We start from the raw sequence: 26,056 nt of genomic DNA, 5'->3' as shown, positions 1-26,056 counted from the left end.
CACACGTGACGACGACCGAAGAAGCCCTCACGTTCGAGTCCACCTCGAAGTTCGCCCAGGTCCGGCCCGACCTGAAGTTGCACTATCACGAGGCCGGCGTCGGCAACGACACCACGATCGTGCTGTTGCACGGTGGCGGTCCGGGTGCGTCGTCGTGGTCGAACTTCGCCAGGAACATTCCGGTTCTCGCCGAGAAGTTCCACGTGCTCGCCGTCGATCAGCCGGGGTACGGGTTGTCGGACAAGCCGACCGAGCACCCGCAGTACTTCGTGCACAGTGCGTCCGCGCTGAAGGATCTGCTCGACACCCTCGACATCGGCGGACGCGTCCACCTGCTCGGCAACTCCCTCGGTGGCGGTGCCGCAGTGCGTTTCGCGCTGGACTACCCGGACCGCGCCGGCCGGCTGGTGCTGATGGGGCCGGGCGGGCTGAGCGTCAACCTGTTCGCCCCCGACCCGACCGAGGGTGTGAAGAACCTCGGCAGGTTCGGCTACCAGCCCACCCGCGAGAACCTCGAGGCGTTCCTGCGGATCATGGTGTTCGACCAGAAGCTGATCACCGACGAACTGATCGACGAACGGTTCGCGGCGGCGAGCACCCCGGAGTCGCTCGCCGCGGCGAAAGCGATGGGAAAGTCGTTCTCCTCGGCCGATTTCGAACTGGGCATGCTGTGGCGTGACGCCTACAAGCTGCGGCAGCGGGTGCTGCTGATCTGGGGTCGCGAAGACCGGGTCAACCCGCTCGACGGGGCGCTGGTGGCGCTGAAGTTGATCCCGCGGGCACAGTTGCACGTCTTCGGTGGCTGCGGGCACTGGGCGCAGCTGGAGAAGTTCGACGAGTTCAACCGTCTGGCAACCGATTTCCTCCTGGACGGGGGCAAGTGATGAGTATTCGTTCACTGGCGTACATGCGCATCGAGGCCACCGACATGGCCGCGTGGCGCGAATACGGCCTCAAGGTGCTCGGCATGGTCGAGGGCAAGGGCTCCGACCCGGACGCCCTGTACCTGCGGATGGACGACTTCCCGGCGCGCCTCGTGATCGTCCCCGGGGAACACGACCGGCTGTCGGTGTCGGGCTGGGAAACAGCGAATGCGGCCGAGCTGCAAGAGGTTCGCGACAACCTGTCGGCGGCCGGTGTCGCGTTCAAGGAGGGCACGGCCGAGCAACTTCAGGACCGCCGGGTCGACGAGTTGATCACGTTCGAGGACCCGTCCGGCAACACGCTCGAGGCGTTCCACGGCGCCGCCCTCGAGCACCGGCGGGTGGTCAGCCCGTACGGGCACAAGTTCGTCACCGGCGAGCAGGGTCTCGGGCACGTCGTCCTCTCGACCACGGACGACGACGCGTCGCTGCGCTTCTACCGCGACGTGCTCGGCTTCCGACTGCGGGACTCGATGCGGCTGCCCCCGCAGATGGTCGGGCGGCCGGCGGACGGCAAACCGGCGTGGTTGCGGTTTTTCGGCTGCAATCCGCGTCACCACAGCCTCGCGTTCCTGCCGATGCCCACGCCCAGCGGCATCGTGCATCTCATGATCGAGGTGGAGAACTCCGACGACGTCGGGCTGTGCCTCGACCGGGCGCTCCGCAAGAAGGTCAAGATGTCGGCCACGCTCGGCCGTCACGTCAACGACCTGATGCTGTCCTTCTACATGAAGACGCCCGGCGGGTTCGACGTCGAATTCGGTTGCGAGGGACGTCAGGTGGAGGACGAGAGCTGGATTGCGAGGGAGAGCACGGCCGTCAGCCTGTGGGGTCACGACTTCAGCGTCGGGATGCAGCCGTGAGCGAGTCGACCGGGGACGGGGCCGTCGCGGCCGAGGCGATCGATCCGCGACGGTTCCGCACCGTGCTCGGCCAGTTCTGCACCGGTGTCACCATCATCACGACCGTCGACGACGGCGAACCGGTGGGGTTCGCCTGCCAGTCGTTCGCCGCGCTGTCGCTGGAACCGCCGCTGGTTTTGTTCTGCCCGACCAAGACGTCGCGGTCGTGGGCGGCTATCGAGCGCAGCGGCGTGTTCTGCGTCAACGTGCTCGCCGAAGAGCAGCAGTCGACGTGCGCCCGATTCGGGTCGCGTGAACCGGACAAGTTCGCCGGCATCGACTGGACGGCGTCGCCGCTGGGTTCGCCGATCCTCACCGGTTCGCTCGCCCACGTCGACTGCTCGCTCGAGAGCGTGCACGACGGCGGGGACCACTGGGTGGTGTTCGGCCGGGTCTCCTCCCTGAGCGAGATCAGGGAGGAGCGGCCGTTGCTGTTCTACCGCGGTCAGTACACCGGCATCGAACCGGACAAGACCGTGCCCGCGCCGTGGCGCGACGACCTCGAGGCGTTCCTCACGACGTCGTCGGAAGACACCTGGCTCTGAGGCGATTTCACATTGCGACGCCGATGTATTTGGTTTCGAGGAACTCGTCGATGCCGGTGGTCCCGCCCTCGCGTCCGAGCCCCGATTCCTTCACGCCGCCGAACGGTGCGGCCGGGTTCGACACCACACCCTGGTTGAGCCCGACCATGCCCGACTCCAGCGCCTCGCACACGCGGATGCCGCGCTTGAGGCTCTCGGTGTACACGTAGGCCACCAGCCCGTACGGGGTGTCGTTGGCCCGCTCGACGGCCTCGGCCTCGGTCTCGAACGTGCTGATCGCGGCCACGGGGCCGAAGATCTCGTTGTGGCACATCTCGGCGTCGTCGGGGACGCCCGTCAGCACCGTAGCCGGGTAGAAGTTGCCCGGGCGGTCGAGAGCCGCGCCGCCGGTGAGCACCGTGGCGCCGCGGTCGATCGCGTCCGCGACGAGGCTGCTCACCTTCGCGACGGCGGCCTCGTCGATCAGCGGTCCGACGACGACGCCGTCCTCGGTGCCACGCCCGACGGGCAGGGCCTCCATCCGCTGCGTGAGTTTGCGGGTGAATTCCTCGGCGACCGAACTGTGCACGAGGATGCGGTTAGCGGCCGTGCAGGCCTGGCCGATGTTGCGCATCTTCGCGGCCATGGCGCCGTCGACCGCGTCGTCGAGATTCGCGTCGTCGAACACGAGAAACGGTGCGTTGCCGCCGAGTTCCATGGACGTGCGCATGACGGTGCGGGCGCACAGTTCGAGCAGATGCTTCCCGACCTTCGTCGAACCGGTGAACGACAGCTTGCGGGCCCGGCCGTCGAGGATGAGGGGAGTGATGACCTCGTCCGGGCTGGACGTGGTGACGACGTTGACGACGCCGTCCGGCAACCCGGCCTCGGTGAGGATGTCGGCGAGCGCCAGGATCGACAGTGGCGTCTGGGCCGCGGGCTTGATGACGGACGTGCACCCGGCGGCGATCGCGGGCCCGATCTTGCGGGTGCCCATCGCCATCGGGAAGTTCCACGGGGTGATGAGCAGGCTCGGCCCGACGGGCTGTTTGGTGACGAGGAATCGTGATCCGCCGCCCGGCGCCGTCGTGTAGCCGCCGTCGATGCGGACGGCCTCCTCGGCGAACCAGCGGAAGAACTCTGCGGCGTAGGCGATTTCGCCTCGTGCCTCGGTGAGTGGTTTGCCCATCTCGAGTGTCATGACGAGCGCGAGCCGGTCGACGTTCTCGAGCAGCAGTCGGTGTGCGTTCATGAGGATGGTGCTGCGTTCGCGGGGCGTCGTGGCCGCCCACGACGGTTGCGCGGCCACCGCGGCGTCGAGCGCCTCGCGGGCCTCCGCGGCGTCGGCGTCGGCGACCGTGCAGAGGAGTTGTCCGGTGGACGGGTCGTGGACCGGCATGGTGCGCGCGCTGTCGCGCCACTTGCCGCCGATGAACAGGCCGGTCTGCACCGATCCGATTGCTGCGTCCTCGAGCATGATTTTTCCCCGTTCTCCGTTGCCGTAGGGACGGTCCCCATGTTATACAGATTGTCAACAATCTGACAATGCACTTGCCGACATCGAAGGCATCTACGCGTGGGAGGGTTACCCGTGACTCGGCTATCTCCACTGCTCGCTCAGGCCACACCCGTGACGGTCGATCACGGCGAAGGTTGTTACCTCTACGGCACCGACGGCCGGCGCTATCTCGACTTCACCGCGGGCATCGGCGTCACCAGTACCGGGCACTGCCACCCGCACGTCGTGGAGGCCGCCCGCAGGCAGGTCGGCTCCCTGATCCACGGCCAATACACCACGGTCATGCACCAGCCGATGCTCGAACTGGTCGACCGCCTGGGGTCGGTGCTGCCCGAAGGGCTCGACTCGCTGTTCTTCGCGAACTCGGGAAGCGAGGCCGTGGAGGCGTCGCTGCGACTGTCGCGGCAGGCGACCGGCAGGCCCAACGTGATCGTCTTCCACGGCGGATTCCACGGACGCACCGTCGCGACGGCGACGATGACCACGTCCGGCACCCGGTTCTCGGCCGGTTTCAGCCCGCTGATGGGCGGCGTGCACGTGGCACCGTTCCCCAACGCGTACCGGTACGGCTGGTCCGAGGAGGAGGCCACCGCGTTTGCGCTCAAGGAACTCGACTACATCTTCGCGACGCTCACCGCGCCGAACGAGACGGCCGCGTTCGTCGTCGAACCGGTGCTCGGAGAGGGCGGGTACGTGCCCGGCAACACCGCGTTCTTCCAGGGGCTCCGTGAGCGCGCCGACCGGTACGGCATCCTGCTCGTCATCGACGAGATCCAGACCGGATTCGGTCGCACCGGCAAGTTCTTCGGGCACCAGCACTTCGACGTCCGCCCCGACATCATCACCATCGCCAAGGGTCTGGCCAGCGGCTTCCCGCTGTCGGGCATCGCAGCGTCCGAGGAACTGATGTCCAAGGGCTGGCCGGGATCGCAGGGCGGAACGTACGGCGGCAACGCCGTCTCCTGCGCGGCCGCGATCGCGACGCTCGAAGTCATCGAGAAGGAAGACCTCGTCGCCAACGCCGCCGCCCGGGGCGCGCAGTTGCTCGACGGTGCCCGCCGGAACGCCATCGACGGGATCGGCGACGTCCGCGGCCTCGGACTGCTCGTGGGCAGCGAGTTCACCGCCGCCGACGGCAGCGCGGACCGTGCGAAAGCGGCTGCGGCGCAGCAACTGGCAGCGAAGAAGGGGTTGCTGCTGCTGACCTGCGGCGCCCACATGAACGTGGTCCGGATGATCCCACCGCTCATCGTCACGGCCGACCAGATCGAGGACGCCCTGAAGATCTGGTCCGAGGTGCTCGACGAAGTGTGACCAGCACCTGTGAGTACTTGTTAACCGCGGGCGGTTAACAAGTACTCACAGGCGACGAAGGAGGCATACATGGCTCGCTACATCACCATCACCCTGGACAAGCGCGGCGTGACGTGCCGTGCCCGGCTTCTCGACGAGGACGCGCCGCTCACGTGCGACGCGGTGTGGAACGTGCTTCCGCAGAGCGGCGACGCGTACCACGCCAAGTACGCGCGCAACGAGGTGTACACGCTGATCCCGCGCATCACGGCGGCACCGCGACGGGAAAACCCCACCGTCACACCGATTCCCGGCGACGTGTGCCTGTTCGACTTCGAGCCCTGGGAGATCGGCAACTCCGCCTACGGGTACGAACCGGGCTCCGAGGCGCACGCCGCGCAGGGCGCCACCGACCTCGCGATCTTCTACGGCCGCAACAACCTGCTGCTCAACGGCGACGTCGGCTGGGTGCCCGGCAACGTGTTCGCCGCCATCGAGGAAGGTCTGCCGGAACTGGCGGCCGCGTGCAACGACCTGTGGATGCGCGGCGTCGAAGGCGAGACGATGAGCTTCGCACGGGCCTGACGCATGAGGCTGGACATCCATCAGATCGACGCATTCGCCGCCGGACCGTTCGAGGGCAACCCGGCGGCGGTGATGCCGCTGACCGGGTGGCTGGACGACGCGGTTCTCCAGCAACTGGCCGAAGAGAACAATCTGTCCGAGACGGCGTTCTACACCGCGCGCCTTCCCGCCGGCGCGACACCTCACGACCCGGCGCATCCGGCGTATCACCTGCGGTGGTTCACACCGGCGATCGAGGTGGACCTGTGCGGTCATGCGACGCTCGCCGCCGCCGCGGAGATCCTCGAGGACGTGCACCCGGATGCCGACCGGATCCAGTTCTGGACGCGCAGCGGCTGGCTGACCGTCGATCGGGGACCGGACGCCACGCTGGTGATGGATTTTCCGGCCGAGGCGCCGGTGCCGACCGCCGCCGATCCCCGGGTCGTCGCAGCACTCGGCATCCCGGTGCGGGAGTGCCTGAAGGCCACCGACCTCGTGTTCGTCGCGGAATCCGAACACGACATCGCGTCGATGACCCCCGACTTCACCGTGATCAGCCCGCTGAAGGTGCGCGGCGTCGTCGTCACCGCGGCGTCGGACGCGGCCGGGGTCGACTTCGTGTCGCGCTGGTTCGGTGCCGCCGCCGGCGTGAAGGAAGACCCGGTGACGGGTTCCGCGCACTCGCAGATCGCGCCGTACTGGGCTGCCACGCTGGGGCGTGGCAGCCTCGTCGGACGGCAACTGTCGGCGCGCGGAGGAACCGTTCACTGCGACGTGCGCGGCGATCGCGTCCACCTGTCCGGAACCTATCGGCGGTACCTCCGGGGAACCGTCGAGTTCTAGCTCCGGACGGCGGCGCTGCCTAGGCGAAGACCTCCGCGTACAGCGTCTCGATCTGCTCGGCGGTGGGCGCGACCGGGTTGTTGCCGGGTGACCCGGACGCCAGCGCCTGCTGCGCCATCAGCGGGACGAGGCCGTCCCAGGCGTCGCGATCGATCCCGTATTCGAGCGGGGTCGGTACCTTCAGATCGTGACACAGCGTGCTCAGTGTGTCGACGAGGAACTGTGCGGCGACGGAATCGCCCGCCGACTCCGATGCGGCGCCGAACGCCCGCGCGCAGTCGGCGTACCGGCTCTCCGCCCCCTGCACGGAGAACGCAGTGATCGCGGGAAGCAGCATCGCATTCGACAGTCCGTGCGCGACATGGAAATGCGCACCGATCGGCCTGCTCATCCCGTGGACCAGCGCCACACTCGAGTTGGAGAACGCCATGCCGGCCTGGGTGGACGCGACCATCATCGCTTCTCGCGCGGTGCGGTTCTCACCGTCCGCGTAGGCCGTGCGGATGTGCTTGCCGATGGTGCGGATCGCGGCGAGAGCGAGTCCGTCGGTGAACGGCTGAGCCTTCTTGCTGACGTACGCCTCGATGGCGTGGGTGAGGGCATCGATTCCGGTGTCGGCGGTCAGCCGCGGCGGCATCGACATCGTGAGTTCGAAATCCACGATTGCGGCGATCGGCAGGAACGACAGCCCCGGACACAGCATCTTCTCGTCGGACGCACTGTCGCTGATGACCGTGAACTGCGTCGCTTCCGAGCCGCTGCCGGCGGTGGTCGGGATCGCGATGATCGGCAGCGCCTTCCCGGTGTACACGTGCGGTGCCTTGTACGAGCGCATCTCGCCGCCGTTCGCGGACAGCACGGCCAGCGCCTTCGCGGTGTCCATCGGACTGCCGCCGCCGAATCCGATCACCGAATCCGCCCGGTGTTCGGCGACGATCCTCAGCCCGTCCGCCAGGGAATCGGTGGTGGGGTCGGGCACCGTGCCGTCGAACAGGGCCGGGTCCTTGCCCGCCGACCTGAGGAGGGCCATCACCCGGTCGGCCGCGCCGGTGCCGACGAGGTAGGAGTCGGTGACGAGGACCGGTCTCTGCAGACCCAATTGGTCGACGACCGAGCCGATCTCGTCGACTGCTCCGGCCCCGATGCTGGCGAAACGGGGGAGTGAAAGGTGTGCGCTCATGGGAGAGGTTCCTTACGCGTTCTGGGGGAATCCGAGGTTGAGGCCGCCGTGGCTGGGGTCGAGCCAGCGGGTGGTGACGACTTTGCCTCGGGTGAAGAAGTGCACGCCTTCGGCTCCGTGGGCGTGGGTGTCACCGAACAGGGAGTTCTTCCAGCCCCCGAAGGAGTAGTAGGCCATCGGGACGGGGATGGGCACGTTGATGCCGACCATGCCGACCTCGACCTCGTTCTGGAACCGGCGTGCGGCGCCGCCGTCGTTGGTGAAGATGGCGGTGCCGTTGCCGAACGGGCTGGAGTTCACCAGTTCGAGGGCTTCGTCGTAGGAGTCGACGCGGATGACGGACAGGACGGGTCCGAAGATCTCGTCGGTGTACACGCTCATGTCGGTGGTGACGTGGTCGATGAGGGTGGGTCCGAGCCAGAATCCGTCCGCGCCGCCGTCGGCCTGCACGGTGCGGCCGTCGACGACGATGGTGGCGCCGTCGTTCTCGCCGGCGTCGATGTAGGACGCGACCTTGTCGCGGTGCACCTTGGTCACCAGCGGTCCCATGTCGGAGTCCTTGGTGCCGTCGCCGATCTTGAGCGTGTTGGTGCGTTCGGTGATCTTGGCGACCAACTCGTCGGCGATGTCGCCGACGGCGACGAGGGCGGAGATGGCCATGCAGCGTTCACCGGCGGAGCCGAAGCCGGCGTTGACCATGGCGTCGGCGGCGAGGTCGAGGTCGGCGTCGGGGAGGACGATGGCGTGGTTCTTCGCGCCGCCGAGTGCCTGGACGCGTTTGCCGTGGGCGGTGCCGGTGGCGTAGACGTACTGGGCGATGGGGGTGGACCCCACGAAGCTGATGGCCTTGATGGCGGGGTTGGTGAGGAGTTCGTCGACGGAGGTCTTGTCACCCTGCAGCACGTTGAACACCCCCGCGGGGAGTCCTGCTTCGGCCCACAGTTCGGCCATCCAGATGGCGGCGGTGGGGTCCTTCTCCGACGGCTTGAGAACGACGGTGTTGCCGGTGGCGATGGCGATGGGGAAGAACCACATCGGGACCATGGCGGGGAAGTTGAAGGGGGAGATGATGCCGACGGGGCCGACGGGTTGGCGGAGGGAGGAGACGTCGACGTTGGTGGAGGCGTTTTCGGTCATGCCGCCCTTGAGGAGGTGGGCGATGCCGCAGGCGAATTCGACGACTTCCTGGCCGCGGGAGACTTCACCCAGTGCGTCGGAGACGACCTTGCCGTGTTCGGCGGTGATGATCTCGGCGAGTTCGCCCTTGCGTTCGTTGAGCAGTTCGCGGAATTTGAAGATGATCTGGGTGCGCTTGGCGAGGGAGGTGTCGCGCCAGGTGGGGAAGGCTGCGGCTGCGGCGTCGATGACGGCGCGGGCGTCCTCGACGCTGGCGAGGGCGACCTGTCCGGTGACGGCGCCGGTGGCCGGGTTGGTGACGGGGGCGGTGTTGCCGCTGGTGCCGGGGAAGGTCTTGTTGTCGAACCAATGGGAGATGACGGCCATGGGATGTACTCCTGGAAAGGTGGGGTGACCACGAGTCTGCTGGGCAACAATGCCTGCGTCAACGAGTAAAATGGCACTTCGGACTGCACATTTGCACGAGGGTGAGGGCGATGTTTACCGCAGACAACATGCGTTACCTCCTGGAGCTGTCGAGAACCGGTCGCCTCGCCGACGCAGCGAAGCGACTCGGTGTCGATCACACAACCGTCTCGCGGAGAATTACCCGACTCGAGAAAGACACGGGCACCAGGCTTTTCGATCGCGGGGTGTCGGGATGGCAGCTCACCGAAGCGGGCAGACGGCTGGTTCCCCACGCGGAAGCGGTGGAGACCGCGGTCCTCGCCGCGCTCGACGAAACGTCGTCGAGGGGCGGGCTGACCGGCACCGTCCGGATCATCACGCCCGACGGTTTCGGGTCGTTCGTGCTGGTGCCGGGTCTCGCGGAGGTGCGGTCCGAGCACCCCGATCTGTTCACCGAACTCGTCACGTCGACTACCCACGACCTGCTGACCGGGCGCGACTTCGACATCGCCGTCACCCTCGAACGACCGTCGCCGCGGTCCGTGGTGGTCCGCAAACTGGCGGAGTACGACCTCCGCCTGTACGCGTCGCGGCACTACCTGAGCGAGCACGGCCCCATCACGGCACTGGAGGATCTGCGCCATCACACGCTCATCTGGTACGTGGACGCGTTCCTGGACGTCGAACCGCTGCGCATCCTCGACGCGCTGATTCCGGATTTCCAGGCGCAGATCCAGACCAACAACATCGCCGGCCACTACCAGGCCGTGAAACACGGCGTCGGGATCGCGCCACTGCCGAGTTACATCGGGGCGCTCGACGACGATCTCGTGCCGATCCTCACCGACGACTTCATCGCCCACCGCACCTACTGGCTGGTCGTGCCGCGGGAACTGACCCGACTCGCGCGGGTCAAGGCGATCACCGAGGCGCTCTACTCCATCGTCGACGGCAATCCCGAACTACGCGGCGCAGCAAGGTGACTCACTGATCGGCGGGCGCGGGACCGGTGCTCTCGCGGACGACGAGTTCGGTGGGCAGCGTGATCTCGCGTCCGGGTCCGCCGCCGATGATGTCAAGCAGCAGTTGTGCGGCCTCGCGGCCCTTGTCGACGAGGGGTTGCCGGACCGTCGTGAGTCCGGCGGCGCGGGCCGCGGGAATGTCGTCGAAACCGACCACCGACAGATCCTCCGGCACCCGGAGGCCGCGTTCCCGGGCGACGTCGATCGCGGCGAGGGCCAGCAGGTCGGAGGCGGCGACGACGGCGGTCACGGGTCCGGCGTCGAGCAGAGTCTCGACGGCGGTGCGGGACAACTCGTAGTCGAATCCGCCTGCTTCGACGACGACGGCGGACGACCACGGCACCTTGTGTTTCCGGCAGGCGGACGCGTATCCGGCGAGTCGTTCCTTCATCACGTGGTCGCGGGCGGCCCGGGTGCGGGCGGCGTCGACGCGCCCGCCCTTGCCGTCGGGCACGAGGCGGTCGACGAGAAACCCGACGTGCCGGTGTCCGAGGGAGAGCACGTGCTCCGCGATCTCCTTGGCGGCCTGCCGATCCTGGATTCCGACCCGCGGCAGCCCGCCCGGATTATGGCCGTCGATCACCACGATCGGCAGCCGCCGGCTCATCGCCGTCTGCATCCCGGGATGGCCGTCCGGCATCGCGTACGCAAGGAAGCCGTCCACGGCGCCGCGCACCAGCACACCGGAACCCTCGGCCACCCGGGTGGACTCGAGTGGGCAGGGAAGCAGTGTCAGTGCGACCTCGGCGAGTTCGCCGACCTCCGAGATGCCCTTGAGCAACTGTGAGGTGGCGGGATCATCGAAGGCGTACCGCAATGAGTCGGTGATCATCAGCCCCAGCGCACCGACCTGCCCGGTGCGGAGATTGCGGCCTGCGGGGTTGGGGCCGGCATAGCCGAGTTCCGCGGCCACCTGGAAGATGTGGGCGCGCCGCGCTGCGGACAGCTTGTGGGGCTGGTTGTACGCGTACGAGACCGCCGCCTGGGACACGCCTGCCGCTCGGGCGACGTCGTGCATCGTGGTCACGAATGCCGATCCTCTCCGTCGCACGGTTGTCGAGCCCAGCCTATCGGCCGGACCGTGCTGTTCTTGCGGGTGTCAGCTCGCCCTGGCGACAACGACGTCATCGTCGTCCTCACACCGGTCGAGGAGAACGAGTTTGCCCAGGACGTTGCGCGACCACCTGGTAGGGGTGAAGCGTGCCGCCCGGCACACGGGGTGTCGGGCGGCACGCTGTGGAGACGACGCACCGGAGACTCGAATGTCGGTTCAGGATCCAGCGTGTCGTGGGACCACCTGCGGGACCGGTGACGCCGTTGTCAGCCGGCCTGGATGCGGGTGATCAGATCTGTGAGATAGGTGTAGCTCTTCTTCGCGGCGTCGAGGCCACCGCATTCGACGGACAGGACGACGTCGTGGTCCGCCTGGTGGAGGGTTTTCACGATCCGCTCCCAATCGATGACGCCGTCGCCGCAGGCGCAGCCGAGCATGCCGCGGACCTTGCCGCGCAGCCGTTTCGCGTCGTCGACGCCGATGTCCTTGGCGTGCAGGTGGGTGACGTCCCCGATGATCTGCTCGAGCCACTCGTGCGGGTCGTTCTCGCTGAGGTAGCTGTTGCCGGTGTCGAGGTTGATCGTCAGCGCGGGGCTGTCGATCAGGTTCATGATCTTCTCGAGCCGCTCCGGAGTGGCGGTGTATTCGCCGTGCGTCTCGATCGCGATCTTGATGCCGCGCGGTTCGGCCACCTTCGCGGCCTCCTGCAGGGTGTACCGCATCAGCGTGTAATTCTCCGCCTCGGTGGTCCACGTCGGCAGCGGGCCGTCGTCGATCATGATCATTGGGGACCCGACCTCGGCGGCGTAGCGGATCGACTGCTTGAGGTAGTCGACCGACACGTCCGGTTTGGCCAGCGGGGCGTGGCTGGACAGCGACGAGATGGACAGCCCCCGGGATTCGGCGGCGTCCCGGATGATCAGCGGGTCGTCGAGCATCGATCGGGTGTGGAAGTACCCGGCGGTGCTCAGCAGTTCGCGGCCCCAGTAGACCATCGGTTCGACGTACTTGTAGCCGATCTCGGCGGCCTGGTCCATGGCCCAGTCGAAGGAGCCGTTCTCGAAGCGGGCGAACTCCAGGTTCAGGCCGAGTTTGATCTCTCCCATGCCGGTCCCCGATCAGAATCCGCGCTGGGCGACGTAGTCGTCGCGGACCTCGCCGTGGTAGGCGGGGACGGTGATGTCCCACCAGCCGGTGGGGTGCATCTCGGTCCAGGGCAGTTCGTGTGCGCTCATCGCCTCGATGATCACCGGGCCCGGTGTCGCGAACGCCCGCTCGATCGCGTCGGCCAGCTTCTCCGGGTCCTCGACGCGTTCGGCGCTGCAGCCGAGCGACTGGGCGAACCGGGTGATGTCGGCGAAATACGGTGTCCCGTCGAGGTTCTTCCATCCGGAGATGATTTCGCGTTCCTCACCGAACAGGCTGATCTGGAGGTCTTTGATCGCTTCCCAGCCGCCGTTGTTGAGGACGACGATCACCAGCGGCACGCCGAGCATGGCGGCGGTCGCGATTTCGGTGCCGGTCTGCAGGAAGCTGCCGTCGCCGACCATCGCCAGGACGGGGGTGTCGGGGGCGCCGATCTGCGCGCCGATCGCGGCGGGCACACCGAATCCGATGCCGGAGAACCCGCCGGCGACGATGTTGGTCTTCGGGCCGTAGATCGGGAACTCGTTGAACGCCTGGTTGGCGGGGTTGGACGAGTCGGTGACGAGGATGCCCTCGCGGGGCAGGGCCTTGCGGATCTCGACCATGGCCCGCGAGTTGGTCATGGGCAGGTAGTCGGTGGTCCGCATCGGCCGCAGGTGCTCGTCCCACTGCGCCTTGAGGTTCTGTAGTTCGGCGAAGTAGTCGGTGCTGCGGTAGTCGCGGCCGGGCCCGAGGTCGGTGAGGGCGTTCTGCAGGGACTGCAGGGACGTTTTCGCGTCGCCGACGACACCCACCTCGACGGGGTAGTTGCGGCCGATCTCGAATCCGTCGATGTCGATCTGCACCAGTTTGGTGTTCGGGATGTCGAACGTGACGCCGGGGCGGTACGAGGAGGTGATGCGGTCGCTGAACCGGCAGCCGACGGCGAGGATCACGTCGGCGGTGCGGGTGACGCCGTTGCCCGGGATCGAACCCATGTCGCCGCACGGCCAGGCGTAGAGGTCGTGGTCGGCGGGGAAGGCGCCCTTGCCCTGGAACGAGTGCGTGACCGGTGCCCCGAGGTACTCGGCGACGGCCATCAACTCCGCGGCGGCCTCGGCGTGGATGACGCCGCCGCCGGCGACGATGACCGGACGCTTCGCGCCGGCGAGCAGGCGGGCGGCCTCGGCGATCACGGCCGGGTCACCGGTTGCGCGGGTGGCGGGCCTGCGGGTGCCGGTGTCGGGGGTGTAGTCGCCGTATTCGGCCTGCAGGTCCTGCGGAATGTCGACGAGCACCGGTCCGCGCCGGCCCTCGTGCATGGTGTTGAACGCCTGGGCGAGCGCCACCGGAAGCTGTTCGAGGCGGCTGGGCTGCCACCAGCGCTTGACGACCGGTTCGACCATGCGGGGGAAGTTGTTGCCGTGCGGGCGGTCGATCTCCTGCAGCACACCCCGGTTCTCCATGTAGGTGTGCACGGCGCCGGTGATCAGGAGCATCGGCATCGAGTCGGCGAACGCGGTCGCCAACCCGGTGAGGGTGTTGGTGGCGCCCGGGCCGATGGAGGTACAGATCGCGGCGATCTTGCCCGAGGCCCGGTAGTAGCCGTCGGCCATGTGGGCGGCGCCCTGCTCGTGCATGGCGGGGACCAGTTCGATCTCGTCGGCGCGGTCGACGAACGCGTCGAGGAGTGCGGTGTTGCCGTGGCCGGGGATCGCGAAGACCTTCTCGACTCCCTCGCGGATCAGGAAGTCGACGACCATCTGTCCGCCGGTGAGTTGCTGTGTTGTCATGTCGGTGGTTCCTAGCTTTCGGTGACGGTGTCAGACGGACGTGGGCTCGGCCGGGGAGGTCCGGCCTGCGGTCGTGCGGTGCTGTGCGGTGATCGCCTCGGCGACGCGGAAGGCGTTGGCCGCGATGGACAGGGCGGGGTTCATCACGGGCAGGGACGGGAAGAAAGACGAGTCGACGACGTAGAGGTTGTGCACGTCGTGGGCGCGGCAATCGGCGTCGAGCACGGAGGTCGTGGGATCGGTTCCGGCGCGGACGGTGCCGGCCTGGTGGGAGTTGACCTCGATGCCGGTGCCCTCGCTGAAGACGAACGGGTACCCGATCTTGCGGAGGATCTTGCGCATCTCCCGGACCAGGACCTCGTGGGCGCGCGTGTTGTTGGGGGTCCACGCGATCTGGATGTTGCCGTCGGCGGTGAGGGTGACGCGGTTGTCCGGATCGGGAAGGTCCTCGGTGAACAGCCACCAGTCGATGCTGCGGGCCGTCGCCTGGCTCAGCGCCCACTTGGGGATCAGCGGCCGTTGGCCCTTGATCATCTCGCCCTGCAGTTTCCCGATCAGCTGCACGTGCCCGAGCGGATAGGGGTGGTCCGCGGTGCCGTGAGTGTAGAAATCGTTGAGGTACAGCGTCTTCTGGAACTCGGCGGTGTTCTTCTTCAGCGGGTTGATGCCGACCATGATGGAGTTGTTGTGCACCATGTAGTTTCGTCCGACCACGCCGGAGGAGTTGGCGAGACCGTCCGGGTGCGCAGGGTTCGCCGACCGCAGTAGCAGCGCCGCGGAGTTGACGGCGCCGCACGAGACCACCACCGTGGCTGCCTCGACGACGAGTTCGGTCCTGCGGTGCCGCAGCCGAACTCCGGTGGCCTGCTTGCCGGTGTCGTCGGTCAGGACCTGTTCGACGTAGGCGTTGGTCAGCAATTCCACCGTGCCGGAGGCCACGGCGGGACGCACGCAGCGCACGTCCGCATCGGACTTGGCAAGCACGCGACAGGGGAACCCGTCGCAGGTCCGACATCGAATGCAGCCGCCGCCCTCGCGGAGGTCGATGCCCAGCGGAATGTTCGACGGGGTGTAGCCGAGGCGGCGCAGGGCGTCGGCGGCCTCCTGCACCGGCGGTTCGTGTCCGATCGCCGGGTAGGGGAACGGTTCGTCGCGGGGCAGGGTCGGGTCGTCGTTATGGTCGCCGTGGACCCGGTACACCTGTTCTGCGCGTGCGTAATACGGGGCGAAGTCGTCGTACGAGAAGGGCCACTCGGGTGATTCGCCGGCCTCGTGCTGCGTCGACTGGAAGTCTTCCCGGCGGAACCGCACCAGTGAGGAGCCGTAGAGTTTGGTGTTCCCGCCGACGTAGTAGTACGTGCCGGGGCTGAACGGTCTGCCCTCGGTGTCGTACCACTGCTCGGCGTTCGCGTACCGGTGTCCCTCGAAGACCTCCTGCGGGCTCCAGTTCTGCTTTTCCTGCGGCAGGAAGTCGCCGCGCTCGATCAGAAGCACATCGACTCCCGAGTCCGCGAGCGCGTAGGCGAGTGTGCCACCGCCCATTCCGCTGCCGACGATGACGACGTCGTAGCTGTGCTTGCTCGGGCCTGTGGGCTCCCCCACGGATGCGTCTCTCATGGGTCCTGCTCCTCGGTCGTAGAGAGTGGTGTCAATGTTCGGTCGTGCGGTCGACACGAACAGACAGTCGATAAGTTGGTTATACGTATAACTCAAGGGTAGCGGCAGTGTGGCGGATGTCAACCGAAAACGGGCAACTCATCCCGGTGGGGGACGAGTTGCCCGCCGCGGTCAGGGCACGAGCGGGCGGGTGAGGTTCTCCGGCCGCAGCACGTCGTCGAGCTGTTCCCGGCTGAGCAGACCCCGTTCGAGCACGAGCGCTGCGACAGTGCGGCCCGTCGCCAGTGCGTCCGCCGCGATCGCGGTGGCGGCGGTGTACCCGATGTGCGGGTTGAGGGCCGTGACCACGCCGATGGACGCGTCGACGGTGTTCTTCAGGTGCTCGACGTTCGCACCGATCCCCACGACACACCGCTCGCGGAGTACCGCGCATCCACGGGTGAGCAGTTCGATCGTCTCGAACAGGCTGTGCGCGATGATCGGCTCGAACGCGTTGAGCTGCAGCTGGCCGCCCTCGGCGGCCATCGTGACGGTCAGGTCGTTCCCGATCACCCGAAAGGCGATCTGGTTCACGACCTCCGGGATCACCGGATTCACCTTGCCCGGCATGATCGACGAGCCGGCCTGCACGGGCGGCAGTGTGATCTCACCGAAGCCGGCGCGCGGCCCCGACGACAGCAGCCGGAGGTCGTTGCAGATCTTGGACAGCTTCACCGCGGTGCGCTTGAGTACCCCGGACAGCTGGACGAATGCCCCGACGTCCTGGGTGGCTTCGATCAGGTCGGACGCCGTCGTCACCTCGATCCCGGTGATCGCGGCGAGATGCTCGCGTACCCGCCACGCGTACTCGTGGTGCGCGTTGAGTCCGGTCCCGATCGCGGTTCCGCCGAGGTTGATCTCGGAGATGAGGGTCGCTGCCTCGCCGAGCCGCTGCGAATCCTCGTCGATCATCAGCGCGAACGTCGCGATCTCCTGCCCCAGGGTCATCGGGACCGCATCCTGCAGTTGGGTGCGCCCGACCTTGAGGACGTCGGCGAACTCGGTCGACTTCACCGCGAACGCGCCCGCCAGGTCCTGCATCGACGCCCGTAGCCTGGTCAGGGCGGCTTGCAGGCCGGCCTTGATCGCGGTGGGGTAGACGTCGTTGGTGCTCTGACTCAGGTTCACGTGCTCGAGCGGATGGAGGTGCTGGTAGCTGCCGCGGGCGTGGCCGAGCAGTTCCAGGGCCCGGTTGGCCACCACCTCGTTGGCGTTCATGTTGCTGGAGGTGCCGGCACCGCCCTGGATGACGTCCACGACGAACTGGTCCCGCAGGGCGCCGGCCCGAATCTCTTCACAGGCCCGGGCAATCGCCCCGGCCTCGCGCAATGGGAGCAGGCCGAGGTTCGCATTGGCTTGTGCTGCTGCTTGTTTCACTGCGGCCAGCGCCGACACGAGGTCGGGATGGCTGGACAGTGGAATGCCGGTGATCGGGAAGTTCTCGGTCGCCCGCAGCGTGTGGATGCCGTAGTAGGCGTCGGAAGGAACTTCCCGGTCGCCGAGAAGGTCGTGCTCGAGTCGGGTCATCGGTCCGACGTCACCCGGGTCGGGATGTCGCCCCACGCCAGCGGGGCGTTGCCGAACTTGGCTGCCCGCAGGTCGCCGGACCGGGCGTGGCCCTCGAACTTCTCGAGCCGCGAGACCCGTCCGCAGATCTCACCCAACTGGGCGCTGGTGTCGAGATTGCGGACCTCCTGGTAGGTGAGGGTCTTGAGGAACTTGCCCACCCACAGACCGCCGGTGTAGTTGGCGGCACCCAGGGTCGGGAGGACGTGGTTGGTGCCGATCAGCTTGTCGCCGTATGGAACACACGTGCCTTCGCCGAGGAACAGGGCGCCATAGTTCCGCATGGAGGTCAGGGCCTGACGGGGGTCCTCGGTGAGGATCTGGACGTGCTCGGACGCGAACTTGTCGGCGAGGGTGTAGGCCTCGGCGAGGGTGTCGACGATGTGGACCTGGCCGTGATCGCGCCACGCCGGGCCGGCGATGGCGTTGGTCACCAGGCCCGGAAGCAGGGCCTCGATGTGGTCGAGGGTGGCCCGGCCGACCGCCTCGGACGTGGTGATCAGTACGCACGGGGAATCGGGGCCGTGCTCGGCCTGCGACAGCAGGTCGACGGCGATGGTGAACGGGTCGGCGTGGTCGTCGGCGACGATGAGCGTCTCGGTCGGTCCGGCGAACAGGTCGATCCCGACCTCACCGAACAGTTGCCGCTTGGCCTCGGCCACGAAGGCGTTGCCGGGGCCGGTCAGGATCGAGACCGGGTCGATGGTGTCGGTGCCCAGTGCCAGCGCGGCGATCGCCTGCACGCCGCCGAGGACGAAGATCTCGTCGGCGCCGGCCAGGTGCATGGCGGCGACGCTGATCGGCGGCGCCTCGCCCGCGTTCGGCGGGGTCGTCGCGGCGACGCGTTCGACGCCGGCGACCTTCGCGGTGAGCACGGTCATGTGCGCGGACGCGGTGAGTGGGTAGCGTCCGCCGGGCACGTAGGCGGCCGCGGCGTCGATCGGGACGTTGCGGTGGCCGAGGAAGACGCCAGGCAGGGTCTCGACCTCGATGTCCTGGATCGAGTCGCGCTGCGCCTGGGCGAAGTTACGGATCTGGCGCTGCGCGAACCGCAGGTCATCGAGGACGGTCTCCGGTACGGACTTCACGATCTCCGCAACCTGGTCCTCGCTCAGCCGGAACGACTCGGGGGACCAGCCGTCGAACTTTTCCGAGTACTTCCGGACGGCATCGTCGCCGTTCGCGCGGACGTCGGCGATGACGGCGGCGACGGTGTCGACCACGGCGGGGTTGCTCGCCCGCTGCGCTGGTTCACCGACGGCGGCCTTGAGAACGAATGACATGGGTGCTTCCTTCGGATGAGCGAGGGGGGCTGGATCTGTTGTCATTCAGCATCGCGGTGCCACACCGTTTCCGACAGTTGCATTGTGGGAACTGTTTGCGTCTCTTCGTGCACATTCTGTGTACCATTGTTCATGGTCTTCACCGTCGCCGATGCCCTCGAAATCGATCTCCTCAGGGACGCGGGAGCCCGTGTCCTGACCGGATCGGGCAGCCTCGACCGTGAGGTCCGCTGGGTGCATTCCTCCGAGATCTCGGATATCGCCCGCTTCCTCCGGGGTGGAGAATTACTCCTGACCGCCGGGCTCGGAATGGGCAACACGGGCGCCCTTCAGCAGGTGTTCGTGCGCGCAGCCGCTCATGCCGGGGCCGCCGCTCTCGTCATCGAGGAGTCGGGACGGATGTTCGACCGCGTACCGGATGCCGTAGTCGCTGAAGGGCAGGCCTGCGACCTGCCGATCATCGCCCTCGCCCGCGAGGTGCCGTTCGCCGGTGTCTCGGCGCAGGTGCACGAGATCCTGACCGACAAGCGCCTGCAGGCGCTCACCTACGAGCGGGAAGTCGAGTCCACGTTCTCGAACCTGCTGCTCGACGGCGCCGACTACCTGTCGATCGTGCAGACGCTGGCCGAACTCACCGACAGCACGGTGGTGCTCGAGAACATCGCGCACCGCGTGATGGCGTACGTCGGCGAGTTCGACGAGGAGGCCGGCATCGAGGACTGGGACAAGCACGCGCGGGGCCTCCACAGCGACGACGACGGATGCGTTCGCAGGCCGGTTCTGATGCGAGGTCAGCCGTGGGGCTGGATCCACGTCTTCACCGACCGGCCCGCGACCGCACGCTCCACCGCTGCGTTCGCGGCGGAGCGCGCCGCCGCGTCCGTCGCGATCTCCCTGCTGACCGACCGGAGCCGGGAAGCGCGGGACGACCAGCGGAGCACGGCCCTGATCACGCGACTGCTGATCGGCGACCTCTCCGGAGCCGAATTCGTCGACCAGGCAGGCAGACTCGGGTATCAGCTGGGGTCGGGACACATTGTCGTCGTCATCGCGAACAAGGACGGCCGCGACGAGTCGTCCGCTCCGCGCGGGGGCCGCCAGATCGACACCGGGGCGATCAACGCCGACATGGGCGACTACGTCGTGGCGGTGGCGGCGGAATCCGGGCGAACCCGCGCCGAACTCGCGGGTCTGCTCGGGAAGATGGAGCACGGGGGCGGCATGAGCCGCGCGGTGCCCGCCTCGATGCTGCAGGTCGCGGTCACGCAGGCGAAGAGTGCCGCCGCGGTGTCGCGCTCCCTGCCCGCCTCACCGATGCTGCACTTCGACGATCTCGGCGTCGAACGTCTGCTCGTCACGTTGGCGCAGGGTCCCGAACTAGCCAGCTTCGTCGAGGACGAACTCGGCCCACTGCTCACGAAGGACGCACGGTCCACGACGCCGCTGCTCCCCACGTTGCGGGCCTTCCTCGCCGTCGACGGCCGTAAGACCGAAGCGGCGGACAAACTCTTCATCCAGCGCCGGACGCTGTACAACCGGCTCGACCGCATCGCCACGATCCTGGGTAAATCCCTGGACGACGCCGCCACCCGGCAGAGCCTGCTGCTCGCGGTGAAGGGGCTGGACCTGCTCGAGGGGTCGTCGGTCGCGGCGCGCCGGAGCGGGCGACCATGAGTGCGGCGAGGATCGCGCTGCCTTCTCACTCTGTGCAGTCTGCGCGCGGGAGGTACACGGTCTGTACCTGTTGTGCGGCGCGTCACCTTCGTAGTGTTTTCACCAAGATTCCGGCCATCCAGTCGGTGTTGATCGAAAGTTCACGCACTCGCTACTCGCTGAACGGATGCCTACCCCCGTAGGCGCCTGCGGCGGTCCGAGACCTACGGCAAGGACGAAATCATGGCAACACATGGAGCAGGCACCGCTCCCGTGCTCGACCATACACGCGTGCGAAAGGCGCGAATCGCAACATTTTTCGGCTTCTTCCAGTTGGGCGCCGTGATGTTGATGTGGTCGACGAGCACCACTTCGTTGCGTGGTCACCTCGGATGGGAAGGCGACGGCGGCGACTCGCAGTTCGGCCTCCTCGCGCTGTCGATCGGCATCGGCGCTGCCGTCGGTTGCTTCGCCATCGGCCCGTTCATCGATCGGTACGGCCCGCGAAACACGGCCATGCCCACGATGGTGATCTACCCGCTCTGTTACATCCCCCTCGCGTTCCTCGACGGACTGATCGGAGCGATGGCGATCGGCGTGCTCATCGGACTGCTCCGCGGCGCGTTCGACACGGCGTTCAACACCCACGGTGTGCAGGTCGAGCGGTACTACGGGCGACCCATCATGTCCGCGTTCCACGCCGCCTACCCGGCGGGTGGCTTCGTTCTCGGTCTCGTCGGCAGCGCGCTGGCCCGGCACTTCACCGACAGCCCGGCCGTCTCCTACATCTCGATCGGCGTGGTGTTGTCGGTCCTCGGTTTCGTCTTCGGCAAGTGGCTCCTCTCCCTCGACGAGTTGCTGCCCCCTGAGCAGGACGAGATTCCGGGCGCAGCCGACCCCGCCCACCCGGGGAAGCGGTCGGCCACCACCGCGACGCTGCTCGTGATGATCGGATTCGGCGTGCTCCTGCTCGGGTCGATGTTGAGCGAGGGCGCGGTCCTGGACTGGGGCCAGGAGTTCGTTCGCCGTGCGGTCGGCACCACGGCGGGGCTGGCGGCGACGGCAGTGACGCTCTACTCGGGTGCGCAGTTCGTCGGCCGGTTGTTCGGCGACAGGCTGGCCGAGTACTTCGGCGCCCGCCTCATCGTCGGCGCGAGCGGTGTCATCGGTGCCGCCGGTGCTCTTCTCGCGATGCTGGGCGGCTCGGCGCCGCTCGCACTCACCGGCTTCGTGCTGCTGGGTCTCGGCCTGGCCTGCATGGCGCCGCTCATGCTGTCGGCGGCCGGGCGACGCGATCCGGAGAATGCGGGACGGAACATCGGTCTCGTCAACGCGATCGGCTACGTGGGCATGCTCGTCGGGCCTGCGGCGATCACCGTCGTCGTCGACAACCTCGGTATCGAATGGATGCCACTGCTGCCGGCCATCCTCCTCGCGCTGATCGCAATCGGCGGTCCCGCCTTGATGCGCCTGGTGCCGCGCTACCACAAGCCGGTCGACGAGGCACACAACGAGCAACGACCCATCGCGGCCGGCTGACCCGGCCCGACCGAACCACTGATGCGGTTCAGCACTCGACAGGGTGCTGAACCGCATCAGCGTCGTGAAGAAGAGCAGATGCATTCGAGAACGACATCTCCGCTGCGAGACTCGGTGCGCATGGCGGACATCGCACGAGAAGCCGGAGTATCGATCGCGACAGTGTCCCGTGCGCTCAGCGGCCGGAGCGGAGTTTCCACCGCGACTCGGCGGCGCATTCGCCGGATCGCGGAGGACAACCGGTACCAGGTGTCCGGAGACGCGTCCGCTCTCGCACGCGGCAGAAACGACCGTGTCGCCGTTGTCGTGCCCCGCGTCGATTCAAGCGTCGAGGTCGTCGCCGTTCTCGATACTTTGCCGCTGCGGCGAAAGGTGGACGCGCTCGGAACCGAAGCTGCGCGTGCGCTCCTCGACATCATGGAGGAGGATCCCCGCAATGACGAGTGACAACGAAGCCACGGTCCTCGATTGGGTCGAGACGACTCCTGACGAACTGCTCGCCCGCCTCTGCGAAACACGACAGATGAATACGAACCGCCCGATCGTCATCGGAATCGATGGCCGGAGTGGGTCGGAAGGTCCACCGTTGCCGCTCGACTCGCTGCAGCGACCGGTGACAGCGTCATCGTCCATACCGATGACATAGCCTGCCACCACTCCTTTTTCGGTTGGCACCATCTTCTTGCCGACGGATTTCGGATACCGCGAACGTGGTCTTCGTCGAAGGAATGGGGCAACCCACTGCGACGTAGCCGGATGGTTCGACGCCACGATCTGGGTATCCACCAACCCGGTGGTCGCCTACCGCAGATGTGTCGAGCGCGGGATCGATCCGCCCGCGTTTATTGAGGAGTGGATGGCGCAGGAGAATCCGTTCCTCAATGACGACCGCCCGTGGGCGCGGGCATCGGTCATCATCTCCGGCGAGCGCGTCCCGGCCGGGACGTCAAACGGCTGCTCGATGCGTGACCGTCAAATCCGAATGTGAGATGGAAAGCGTGTCCCGGCACGCTTTCCCACTCACCTGGTCACTGTCCGGTCGGCCAGTTGTCGGACAGTGGGTAGCCGGTGGGGAAGGGGTCGGCAGGGTCGAGGCCGACCTGGCTGAGTTCGGTGATGTACGCCTGCCCGGTGACGCGGGGTACGACCGCCTCGTAGTGCCCCACACTGGTGAGCCGGTCGATGCGGCTGGTGAATCGGCTGCCGATCACGGATTCGTGGACGAAGGTCTCATCCACCTCGATCAGGCCTTTCGCCTTCAGGACCGCAAGACGGGCGGACGTGCCGGTGTCGCAAGGAGAACGATCCAGGCGCCCCGGCGAGACCACGACGGCGTTTCGGGCGGTCAGGACGCCCTCGTGGCGGGACAGTGGACCGACGAATTCGGTCTGGGTGATGCCCCGTATGGACATTCACGCCCGTGGTACCTGTTTTCCATGGATGGCGCGCGAGCCGTCAGTTGGGATTCTCTCGCCAGTGAGAGTCTGGATGACGGTCTTCAGATCGTCATTCGTGATGGAAGTCGCTCCTTCGTTTCGACTTCCGTTCGACGGGTATTGACTGTATGTCAAGGGGTTTCAACTCCTTCGAGATCATGTATCCGCGGAAGCTTACGTCGCGCGAATGGACCTGGTATACGGTTGCTGCGGGCAGCATGCCCGGAGGGCTCGATTCAGTAGCGACCGTTGCCACTCGATTTGTCAGAACGAGTTTTGTCGTGAGTGACCCAAGAGGTTTGTCTGTAGCCGCAGCCGCCCGTGCGGGACCGGTGCCCGCGATGACGGCGCACCGTTACCGGCGGGTTGGAATTGAGAGCTCAGATATGTTGGTTAATAAGGTCGTTGCAGTGACGTACTAGGTCCCGATCTTGGTCAAACTCGGCTTCGAAATCATCCTTCTGAAGTGTTGCCTTGTTCGGACTGGCTGGGTCGTGCCGGTCGTGGTCTCTGTCATCCTTGGAGCCACGACCGGTACGGGAGTTAGACAGCGCGTCTTGCGGATCCTCCGCCGGCGGCAAGCGAGTAGTCGCTCAGCAGGCCGCGGCTGATGATCATCTTCTGGATGTCGCTGGTTCCCTCGCCGATGAGAAGGAACGGGGCCTCGCGCATCAGGCGCTCGATCTCGTACTCCTTGGAGTAGCCGTAGCCGCCGTGGATACGAAACGCGTCTTGGGTGACCTCCGCGCAGTACTCGGAGGCGATCAGCTTCGCCATCCCCGCAACGACATCATTTCGCTCACCGGTGTCCTTCAATCGGGCGGCGGTGACCATCATCTGGTGCGCGGCCTCGACCTTCGTGGCCATTTCCGCAAGTCGGAACGCGATTGCCTGATGCTCGGCGATCGGCTTGCCGAACGTCCTGCGCTGCTGTGCGTATGCGATGGCCAACTCGAACGCGCGGTTCGCCACGCCGCACGCGCGGGCGGCAACGTTGACCCGCCCTACTTCGATGCCGTCCATCATGAAAGCGAAGCCCTTGCCCGGCGACGCGCCGAGCACCTGCGCAGCTGGGATGCGGAACCCGTCGAACACCGCTTCTGTGGTGTCGACGCCCTTGTAACCCATCTTGTCGATCTTGCTCGAGATCGTCAGGCCCGGTACGACTTCGCCGAACCCCTCGGGCTTCTCGACCAGGAAGGTCGTCAGGTTCTGGTGCGCCTTCTCCGCGCCTTCGTCGGTCTTGACGAGCAACGCGATCAGGTTGGACGAACCGCCGTTGGTAAGCCACATCTTGGCGCCGTCGATCACGTAGTCGTCGCCGTCGCGCCTGGCACGCGTCTTGATCGCCGCCACGTCTGAACCCAGGTCAGGCTCGGACATCGAGAAAGAGCCGCGGACCTCGCCTGTCGCCATCCTCGGCAAGTAGTTCTGCTTCTGCTCCGGGGTGCCGTGCCGGGAGATCATGTGCGCCACGATGAAGTGCGTGTTGATCACTCCCGACACGCTCATCCACCCGCGAGCGATCTCCTCCACGACCAACGCGTACATCAGCAACGATTCGCCCAGCCCACCGAACTCTTCGGGAACGGTGAGCCCGAACAGACCCATCTCCTTCATACCCTCGACGATGTCTGTGGGGTAAGCGTCTGCATGCTCCAACTCCTGCGCATGCGGGATGATTTCCTTGTCGACAAATGATCGTACGGTGGACAGAATCTCCATCTGCACGTCAGTTAGTCCGGCGGTTAGTCCGAGCCTGGTCACGTGAACTCCAATCGATACATCATGGGGGCTTCGCCTGTACTGCCGAACCTGGCCGTGGAGAGAGCCTTTACGTACGTCATTCGCCCCGCCAGACTGGGGAACGTTTCTCCGCGAAAGCCAACGCGCCTTCCCGGGCGTCGGCGGATTTCATCGCCGGCCTGGCGATAGCGCGCTGAGATTCGAACGCGTCGGCGTCGGTCCAACCGGCAGCCTCGCTGACGATCTGCTTGGTCGCCCGCACTGCGAGAGGCCCATTGGCAGCGATCGTCGCCGCGAGGTCTTTGGCGGCCGACAAGGCTTCCCCCTCCTCGCACAGGATGGAGACGAGCCCGAAGCGCTCAGCCTCCTCCGCACTGATCGGTTCACCCGTTAGCGCGATCCGCATCGCGACCGGGTAGGGCAGTGCCTTCGGCAGCCGCAAAAGCCCCCCTGCGGTAGCGACGAGCCCGCGCTTGACTTCGGGGAGCCCAAACCGGGCGGTACGCGCGGCCACCACGAGGTCGGCGCTGAGCGCAAGTTCGCATCCGCCGGCCAGAGCCCAGCCCTCGATCGCGGCGATCAGGGGTTTGGTCGGGGGCGATTCGGTGAGCCCGCCGAAACCACGGCCCGCGATGCTCGGCGACTCGCCACGAGTGAAGGCCTTCAGATCCATTCCCGCGCAGAACACGCCGCCCGCGCCGGTGATGATGCCGACGGTGAGGTCGGCTCGCTGCTCCAGCGTGTCGATCGCGTCCGCGATCGCGGCCGCCGCCGCGGCGGTCATCGCATTCTTCGCCTTCGGCCGATTGATCGTGATCAGCGCGATGCCGTCCGCGAACTCGGTCAGGACCTCGTCGGCAAGTTCAGTCATTGTTCAGTCCTCATTCGATCCGCTCCAAGGTGGTGAC

22 protein-coding genes and 1 pseudogene are annotated in these 26,056 nt (G+C 66.8%); 11 read left to right on the top strand and 12 right to left on the bottom strand.

Features of this window, described 5'->3' with window-relative positions:
• Window positions 1-5: 5 nt before the first annotated feature.
• From hsaD to hsaB, 3 genes are read left to right on the top strand one after another with little or no spacing between them, the layout of a single operon-like run.
• Window positions 6-884, top strand: a complete 879-nt coding sequence (hsaD, locus tag JWS13_RS20425) for a 4,5:9,10-diseco-3-hydroxy-5,9,17-trioxoandrosta-1(10),2-diene-4-oate hydrolase (RefSeq protein WP_206007248.1) — start codon at window positions 6-8, stop codon at window positions 882-884.
• Complete coding sequence (hsaC, locus tag JWS13_RS20420) at window positions 884-1,786, top strand: iron-dependent extradiol dioxygenase HsaC (RefSeq protein WP_206007247.1); 903 nt, start codon at window positions 884-886, stop codon at window positions 1,784-1,786. The genes hsaD and hsaC overlap by 1 nt, the downstream gene beginning before the upstream one ends.
• On the top strand, window positions 1,783-2,370 hold the full coding sequence (gene hsaB, locus JWS13_RS20415; RefSeq protein WP_206007246.1) for a 3-hydroxy-9,10-secoandrosta-1,3,5(10)-triene-9,17-dione monooxygenase reductase subunit: 588 nt from the start codon (window positions 1,783-1,785) through the stop codon (window positions 2,368-2,370). The genes hsaC and hsaB overlap by 4 nt, the downstream gene beginning before the upstream one ends.
• A 7-nt stretch (window positions 2,371-2,377) precedes the next feature.
• On the opposite strand, the gene JWS13_RS20410 is transcribed toward hsaB, so the two are convergent.
• The gene (locus JWS13_RS20410; protein ID WP_206007245.1) at window positions 2,378-3,826 is read right to left on the bottom strand and encodes an NAD-dependent succinate-semialdehyde dehydrogenase; all 1,449 of its coding nucleotides are present in this window, start codon (window positions 3,824-3,826) and stop codon (window positions 2,378-2,380) included.
• 114 nt (window positions 3,827-3,940) lie between these two features.
• On the opposite strand from JWS13_RS20410, the gene JWS13_RS20405 reads away from it, so the two are divergent.
• From JWS13_RS20405 to JWS13_RS20395, 3 genes are all read left to right on the top strand, one after another.
• The gene (locus JWS13_RS20405; protein ID WP_206007244.1) at window positions 3,941-5,182 is read left to right on the top strand and encodes an aspartate aminotransferase family protein; all 1,242 of its coding nucleotides are present in this window, start codon (window positions 3,941-3,943) and stop codon (window positions 5,180-5,182) included.
• A 69-nt stretch (window positions 5,183-5,251) separates the two neighbouring features.
• The gene (locus tag JWS13_RS20400) at window positions 5,252-5,746 is read left to right on the top strand and encodes a DUF3830 family protein (protein ID WP_087559473.1); all 495 of its coding nucleotides are present in this window, start codon (window positions 5,252-5,254) and stop codon (window positions 5,744-5,746) included.
• Window positions 5,747-5,749: 3 nt separating this feature from the next.
• Entirely contained in the window at window positions 5,750-6,571 is an 822-nt protein-coding gene (locus JWS13_RS20395; protein ID WP_206007243.1) for a PhzF family phenazine biosynthesis protein, read from the top strand.
• A 19-nt stretch (window positions 6,572-6,590) separates the two neighbouring features.
• Here JWS13_RS20395 and JWS13_RS20390 read toward each other — a convergent pair whose 3' ends face one another.
• Together JWS13_RS20390 and JWS13_RS20385 are read right to left on the bottom strand one after the other, a co-directional pair.
• Window positions 6,591-7,751 carry an iron-containing alcohol dehydrogenase gene (locus JWS13_RS20390; protein WP_206007242.1) on the bottom strand — a complete coding sequence of 387 codons (1,161 nt, stop codon included), beginning with the start codon at window positions 7,749-7,751 and terminating at the stop codon, window positions 6,591-6,593.
• 12 nt (window positions 7,752-7,763) lie between these two features.
• Window positions 7,764-9,254 (bottom strand): CoA-acylating methylmalonate-semialdehyde dehydrogenase, encoded by a 1,491-nt coding sequence (locus JWS13_RS20385; RefSeq protein ID WP_206007241.1) that lies wholly within the window; start codon window positions 9,252-9,254, stop codon window positions 7,764-7,766.
• Window positions 9,255-9,364: 110 nt separating this feature from the next.
• Here JWS13_RS20385 and JWS13_RS20380 point away from each other — a divergent pair, with 110 nt between their 5' ends.
• Complete coding sequence (locus tag JWS13_RS20380; RefSeq protein ID WP_206007240.1) at window positions 9,365-10,258, top strand: LysR family transcriptional regulator; 894 nt, start codon at window positions 9,365-9,367, stop codon at window positions 10,256-10,258.
• Between the two features lies 1 nt (window position 10,259).
• Here the strand turns inward: JWS13_RS20380 and JWS13_RS20375 are convergent, their stop codons facing one another.
• From JWS13_RS20375 to hisD, 6 genes are all read right to left on the bottom strand, one after another.
• On the bottom strand, window positions 10,260-11,324 hold the full coding sequence (locus tag JWS13_RS20375; RefSeq protein WP_206007239.1) for a LacI family DNA-binding transcriptional regulator: 1,065 nt from the start codon (window positions 11,322-11,324) through the stop codon (window positions 10,260-10,262).
• Between the two features lie 293 nt (window positions 11,325-11,617).
• Entirely contained in the window at window positions 11,618-12,457 is an 840-nt protein-coding gene (locus JWS13_RS20370; RefSeq protein ID WP_206007238.1) for a sugar phosphate isomerase/epimerase family protein, read from the bottom strand.
• A gap of 12 nt (window positions 12,458-12,469) precedes the next feature.
• A complete protein-coding gene (locus tag JWS13_RS20365) occupies window positions 12,470-14,269 on the bottom strand; it encodes a thiamine pyrophosphate-binding protein (protein WP_206007237.1) in 1,800 nt (599 codons plus the stop codon).
• Window positions 14,270-14,299: 30 nt separating this feature from the next.
• Entirely contained in the window at window positions 14,300-15,886 is a 1,587-nt protein-coding gene (locus JWS13_RS20360) for a GMC family oxidoreductase (RefSeq protein WP_206007236.1), read from the bottom strand.
• 171 nt (window positions 15,887-16,057) lie between these two features.
• Window positions 16,058-17,452: an aspartate ammonia-lyase gene (locus JWS13_RS20355; RefSeq protein WP_206007235.1), complete on the bottom strand. Its 1,395-nt coding sequence runs from the start codon at window positions 17,450-17,452 to the stop codon at window positions 16,058-16,060.
• Window positions 17,449-18,774 (bottom strand): histidinol dehydrogenase, encoded by a 1,326-nt coding sequence (gene hisD / locus JWS13_RS20350; protein ID WP_206007234.1) that lies wholly within the window; start codon window positions 18,772-18,774, stop codon window positions 17,449-17,451. The genes JWS13_RS20355 and hisD overlap by 4 nt, the downstream gene beginning before the upstream one ends.
• Before the next feature lie 132 nt (window positions 18,775-18,906).
• On the opposite strand from hisD, the gene JWS13_RS20345 reads away from it, so the two are divergent.
• The 4 genes from JWS13_RS20345 (at window position 18,907) to JWS13_RS20330 (ending at window position 22,954) form a co-directional block, all read left to right on the top strand.
• Window positions 18,907-20,448, top strand: a complete 1,542-nt coding sequence (locus JWS13_RS20345; protein ID WP_206007233.1) for a PucR family transcriptional regulator — start codon at window positions 18,907-18,909, stop codon at window positions 20,446-20,448.
• 222 nt (window positions 20,449-20,670) lie between these two features.
• On the top strand, window positions 20,671-21,966 hold the full coding sequence (locus tag JWS13_RS20340) for an MFS transporter (protein ID WP_206007232.1): 1,296 nt from the start codon (window positions 20,671-20,673) through the stop codon (window positions 21,964-21,966).
• A 120-nt stretch (window positions 21,967-22,086) separates the two neighbouring features.
• Window positions 22,087-22,413: a LacI family DNA-binding transcriptional regulator gene (locus JWS13_RS20335; RefSeq protein WP_241032254.1), complete on the top strand. Its 327-nt coding sequence runs from the start codon at window positions 22,087-22,089 to the stop codon at window positions 22,411-22,413.
• A 235-nt stretch (window positions 22,414-22,648) separates the two neighbouring features.
• Window positions 22,649-22,954: a hypothetical protein gene (locus JWS13_RS20330; protein WP_206007230.1), complete on the top strand. Its 306-nt coding sequence runs from the start codon at window positions 22,649-22,651 to the stop codon at window positions 22,952-22,954.
• Window positions 22,955-22,994: 40 nt separating this feature from the next.
• On the opposite strand, the pseudogene JWS13_RS20325 reads toward JWS13_RS20330, so the two are convergent.
• The 3 genes and pseudogenes from JWS13_RS20325 to JWS13_RS20315 form a co-directional block, all read right to left on the bottom strand.
• A pseudogene (locus tag JWS13_RS20325) lies at window positions 22,995-23,366 on the bottom strand (proline racemase family protein); the annotation flags it as partial.
• A gap of 579 nt (window positions 23,367-23,945) precedes the next feature.
• On the bottom strand, window positions 23,946-25,169 hold the full coding sequence (locus JWS13_RS20320; protein WP_206007229.1) for an acyl-CoA dehydrogenase family protein: 1,224 nt from the start codon (window positions 25,167-25,169) through the stop codon (window positions 23,946-23,948).
• Between the two features lie 76 nt (window positions 25,170-25,245).
• A complete protein-coding gene (locus JWS13_RS20315; protein ID WP_206007228.1) occupies window positions 25,246-26,019 on the bottom strand; it encodes a crotonase/enoyl-CoA hydratase family protein in 774 nt (257 codons plus the stop codon).
• Window positions 26,020-26,056: the final 37 nt, after the last annotated feature.

Source organism: Rhodococcus pseudokoreensis, from assembly GCF_017068395.1.
GTDB classification, from domain to species: Bacteria; Actinomycetota; Actinomycetes; order Mycobacteriales; family Mycobacteriaceae; genus Rhodococcus_F; species Rhodococcus_F pseudokoreensis.
Note: the sequence above shows the minus strand (reverse complement) of the source record. Positions and strands in the feature narration are given on the sequence as shown.

Coding starts and splice junctions, on each gene's coding strand:
- hsaC (WP_206007247.1), top strand. CDS start 884: ATGAGTATTCGTTCACTGGCGTACATGCGCATCGAGGCCACCGACATG.
- JWS13_RS20410 (WP_206007245.1), bottom strand. CDS start 3,826: ATGCTCGAGGACGCAGCAATCGGATCGGTGCAGACCGGCCTGTTCATC.
- JWS13_RS20400 (WP_087559473.1), top strand. CDS start 5,252: ATGGCTCGCTACATCACCATCACCCTGGACAAGCGCGGCGTGACGTGC.
- JWS13_RS20395 (WP_206007243.1), top strand. CDS start 5,750: ATGAGGCTGGACATCCATCAGATCGACGCATTCGCCGCCGGACCGTTC.
- JWS13_RS20390 (WP_206007242.1), bottom strand. CDS start 7,751: ATGAGCGCACACCTTTCACTCCCCCGTTTCGCCAGCATCGGGGCCGGA.
- JWS13_RS20385 (WP_206007241.1), bottom strand. CDS start 9,254: ATGGCCGTCATCTCCCATTGGTTCGACAACAAGACCTTCCCCGGCACC.
- JWS13_RS20380 (WP_206007240.1), top strand. CDS start 9,365: ATGTTTACCGCAGACAACATGCGTTACCTCCTGGAGCTGTCGAGAACC.
- JWS13_RS20370 (WP_206007238.1), bottom strand. CDS start 12,457: ATGGGAGAGATCAAACTCGGCCTGAACCTGGAGTTCGCCCGCTTCGAG.
- JWS13_RS20365 (WP_206007237.1), bottom strand. CDS start 14,269: ATGACAACACAGCAACTCACCGGCGGACAGATGGTCGTCGACTTCCTG.
- JWS13_RS20360 (WP_206007236.1), bottom strand. CDS start 15,886: ATGAGAGACGCATCCGTGGGGGAGCCCACAGGCCCGAGCAAGCACAGC.
- JWS13_RS20355 (WP_206007235.1), bottom strand. CDS start 17,452: ATGACCCGACTCGAGCACGACCTTCTCGGCGACCGGGAAGTTCCTTCC.
- hisD (WP_206007234.1), bottom strand. CDS start 18,774: ATGTCATTCGTTCTCAAGGCCGCCGTCGGTGAACCAGCGCAGCGGGCG.
- JWS13_RS20345 (WP_206007233.1), top strand. CDS start 18,907: ATGGTCTTCACCGTCGCCGATGCCCTCGAAATCGATCTCCTCAGGGAC.
- JWS13_RS20340 (WP_206007232.1), top strand. CDS start 20,671: ATGGCAACACATGGAGCAGGCACCGCTCCCGTGCTCGACCATACACGC.
- JWS13_RS20335 (WP_241032254.1), top strand. CDS start 22,087: ATGGCGGACATCGCACGAGAAGCCGGAGTATCGATCGCGACAGTGTCC.
- JWS13_RS20315 (WP_206007228.1), bottom strand. CDS start 26,019: ATGACTGAACTTGCCGACGAGGTCCTGACCGAGTTCGCGGACGGCATC.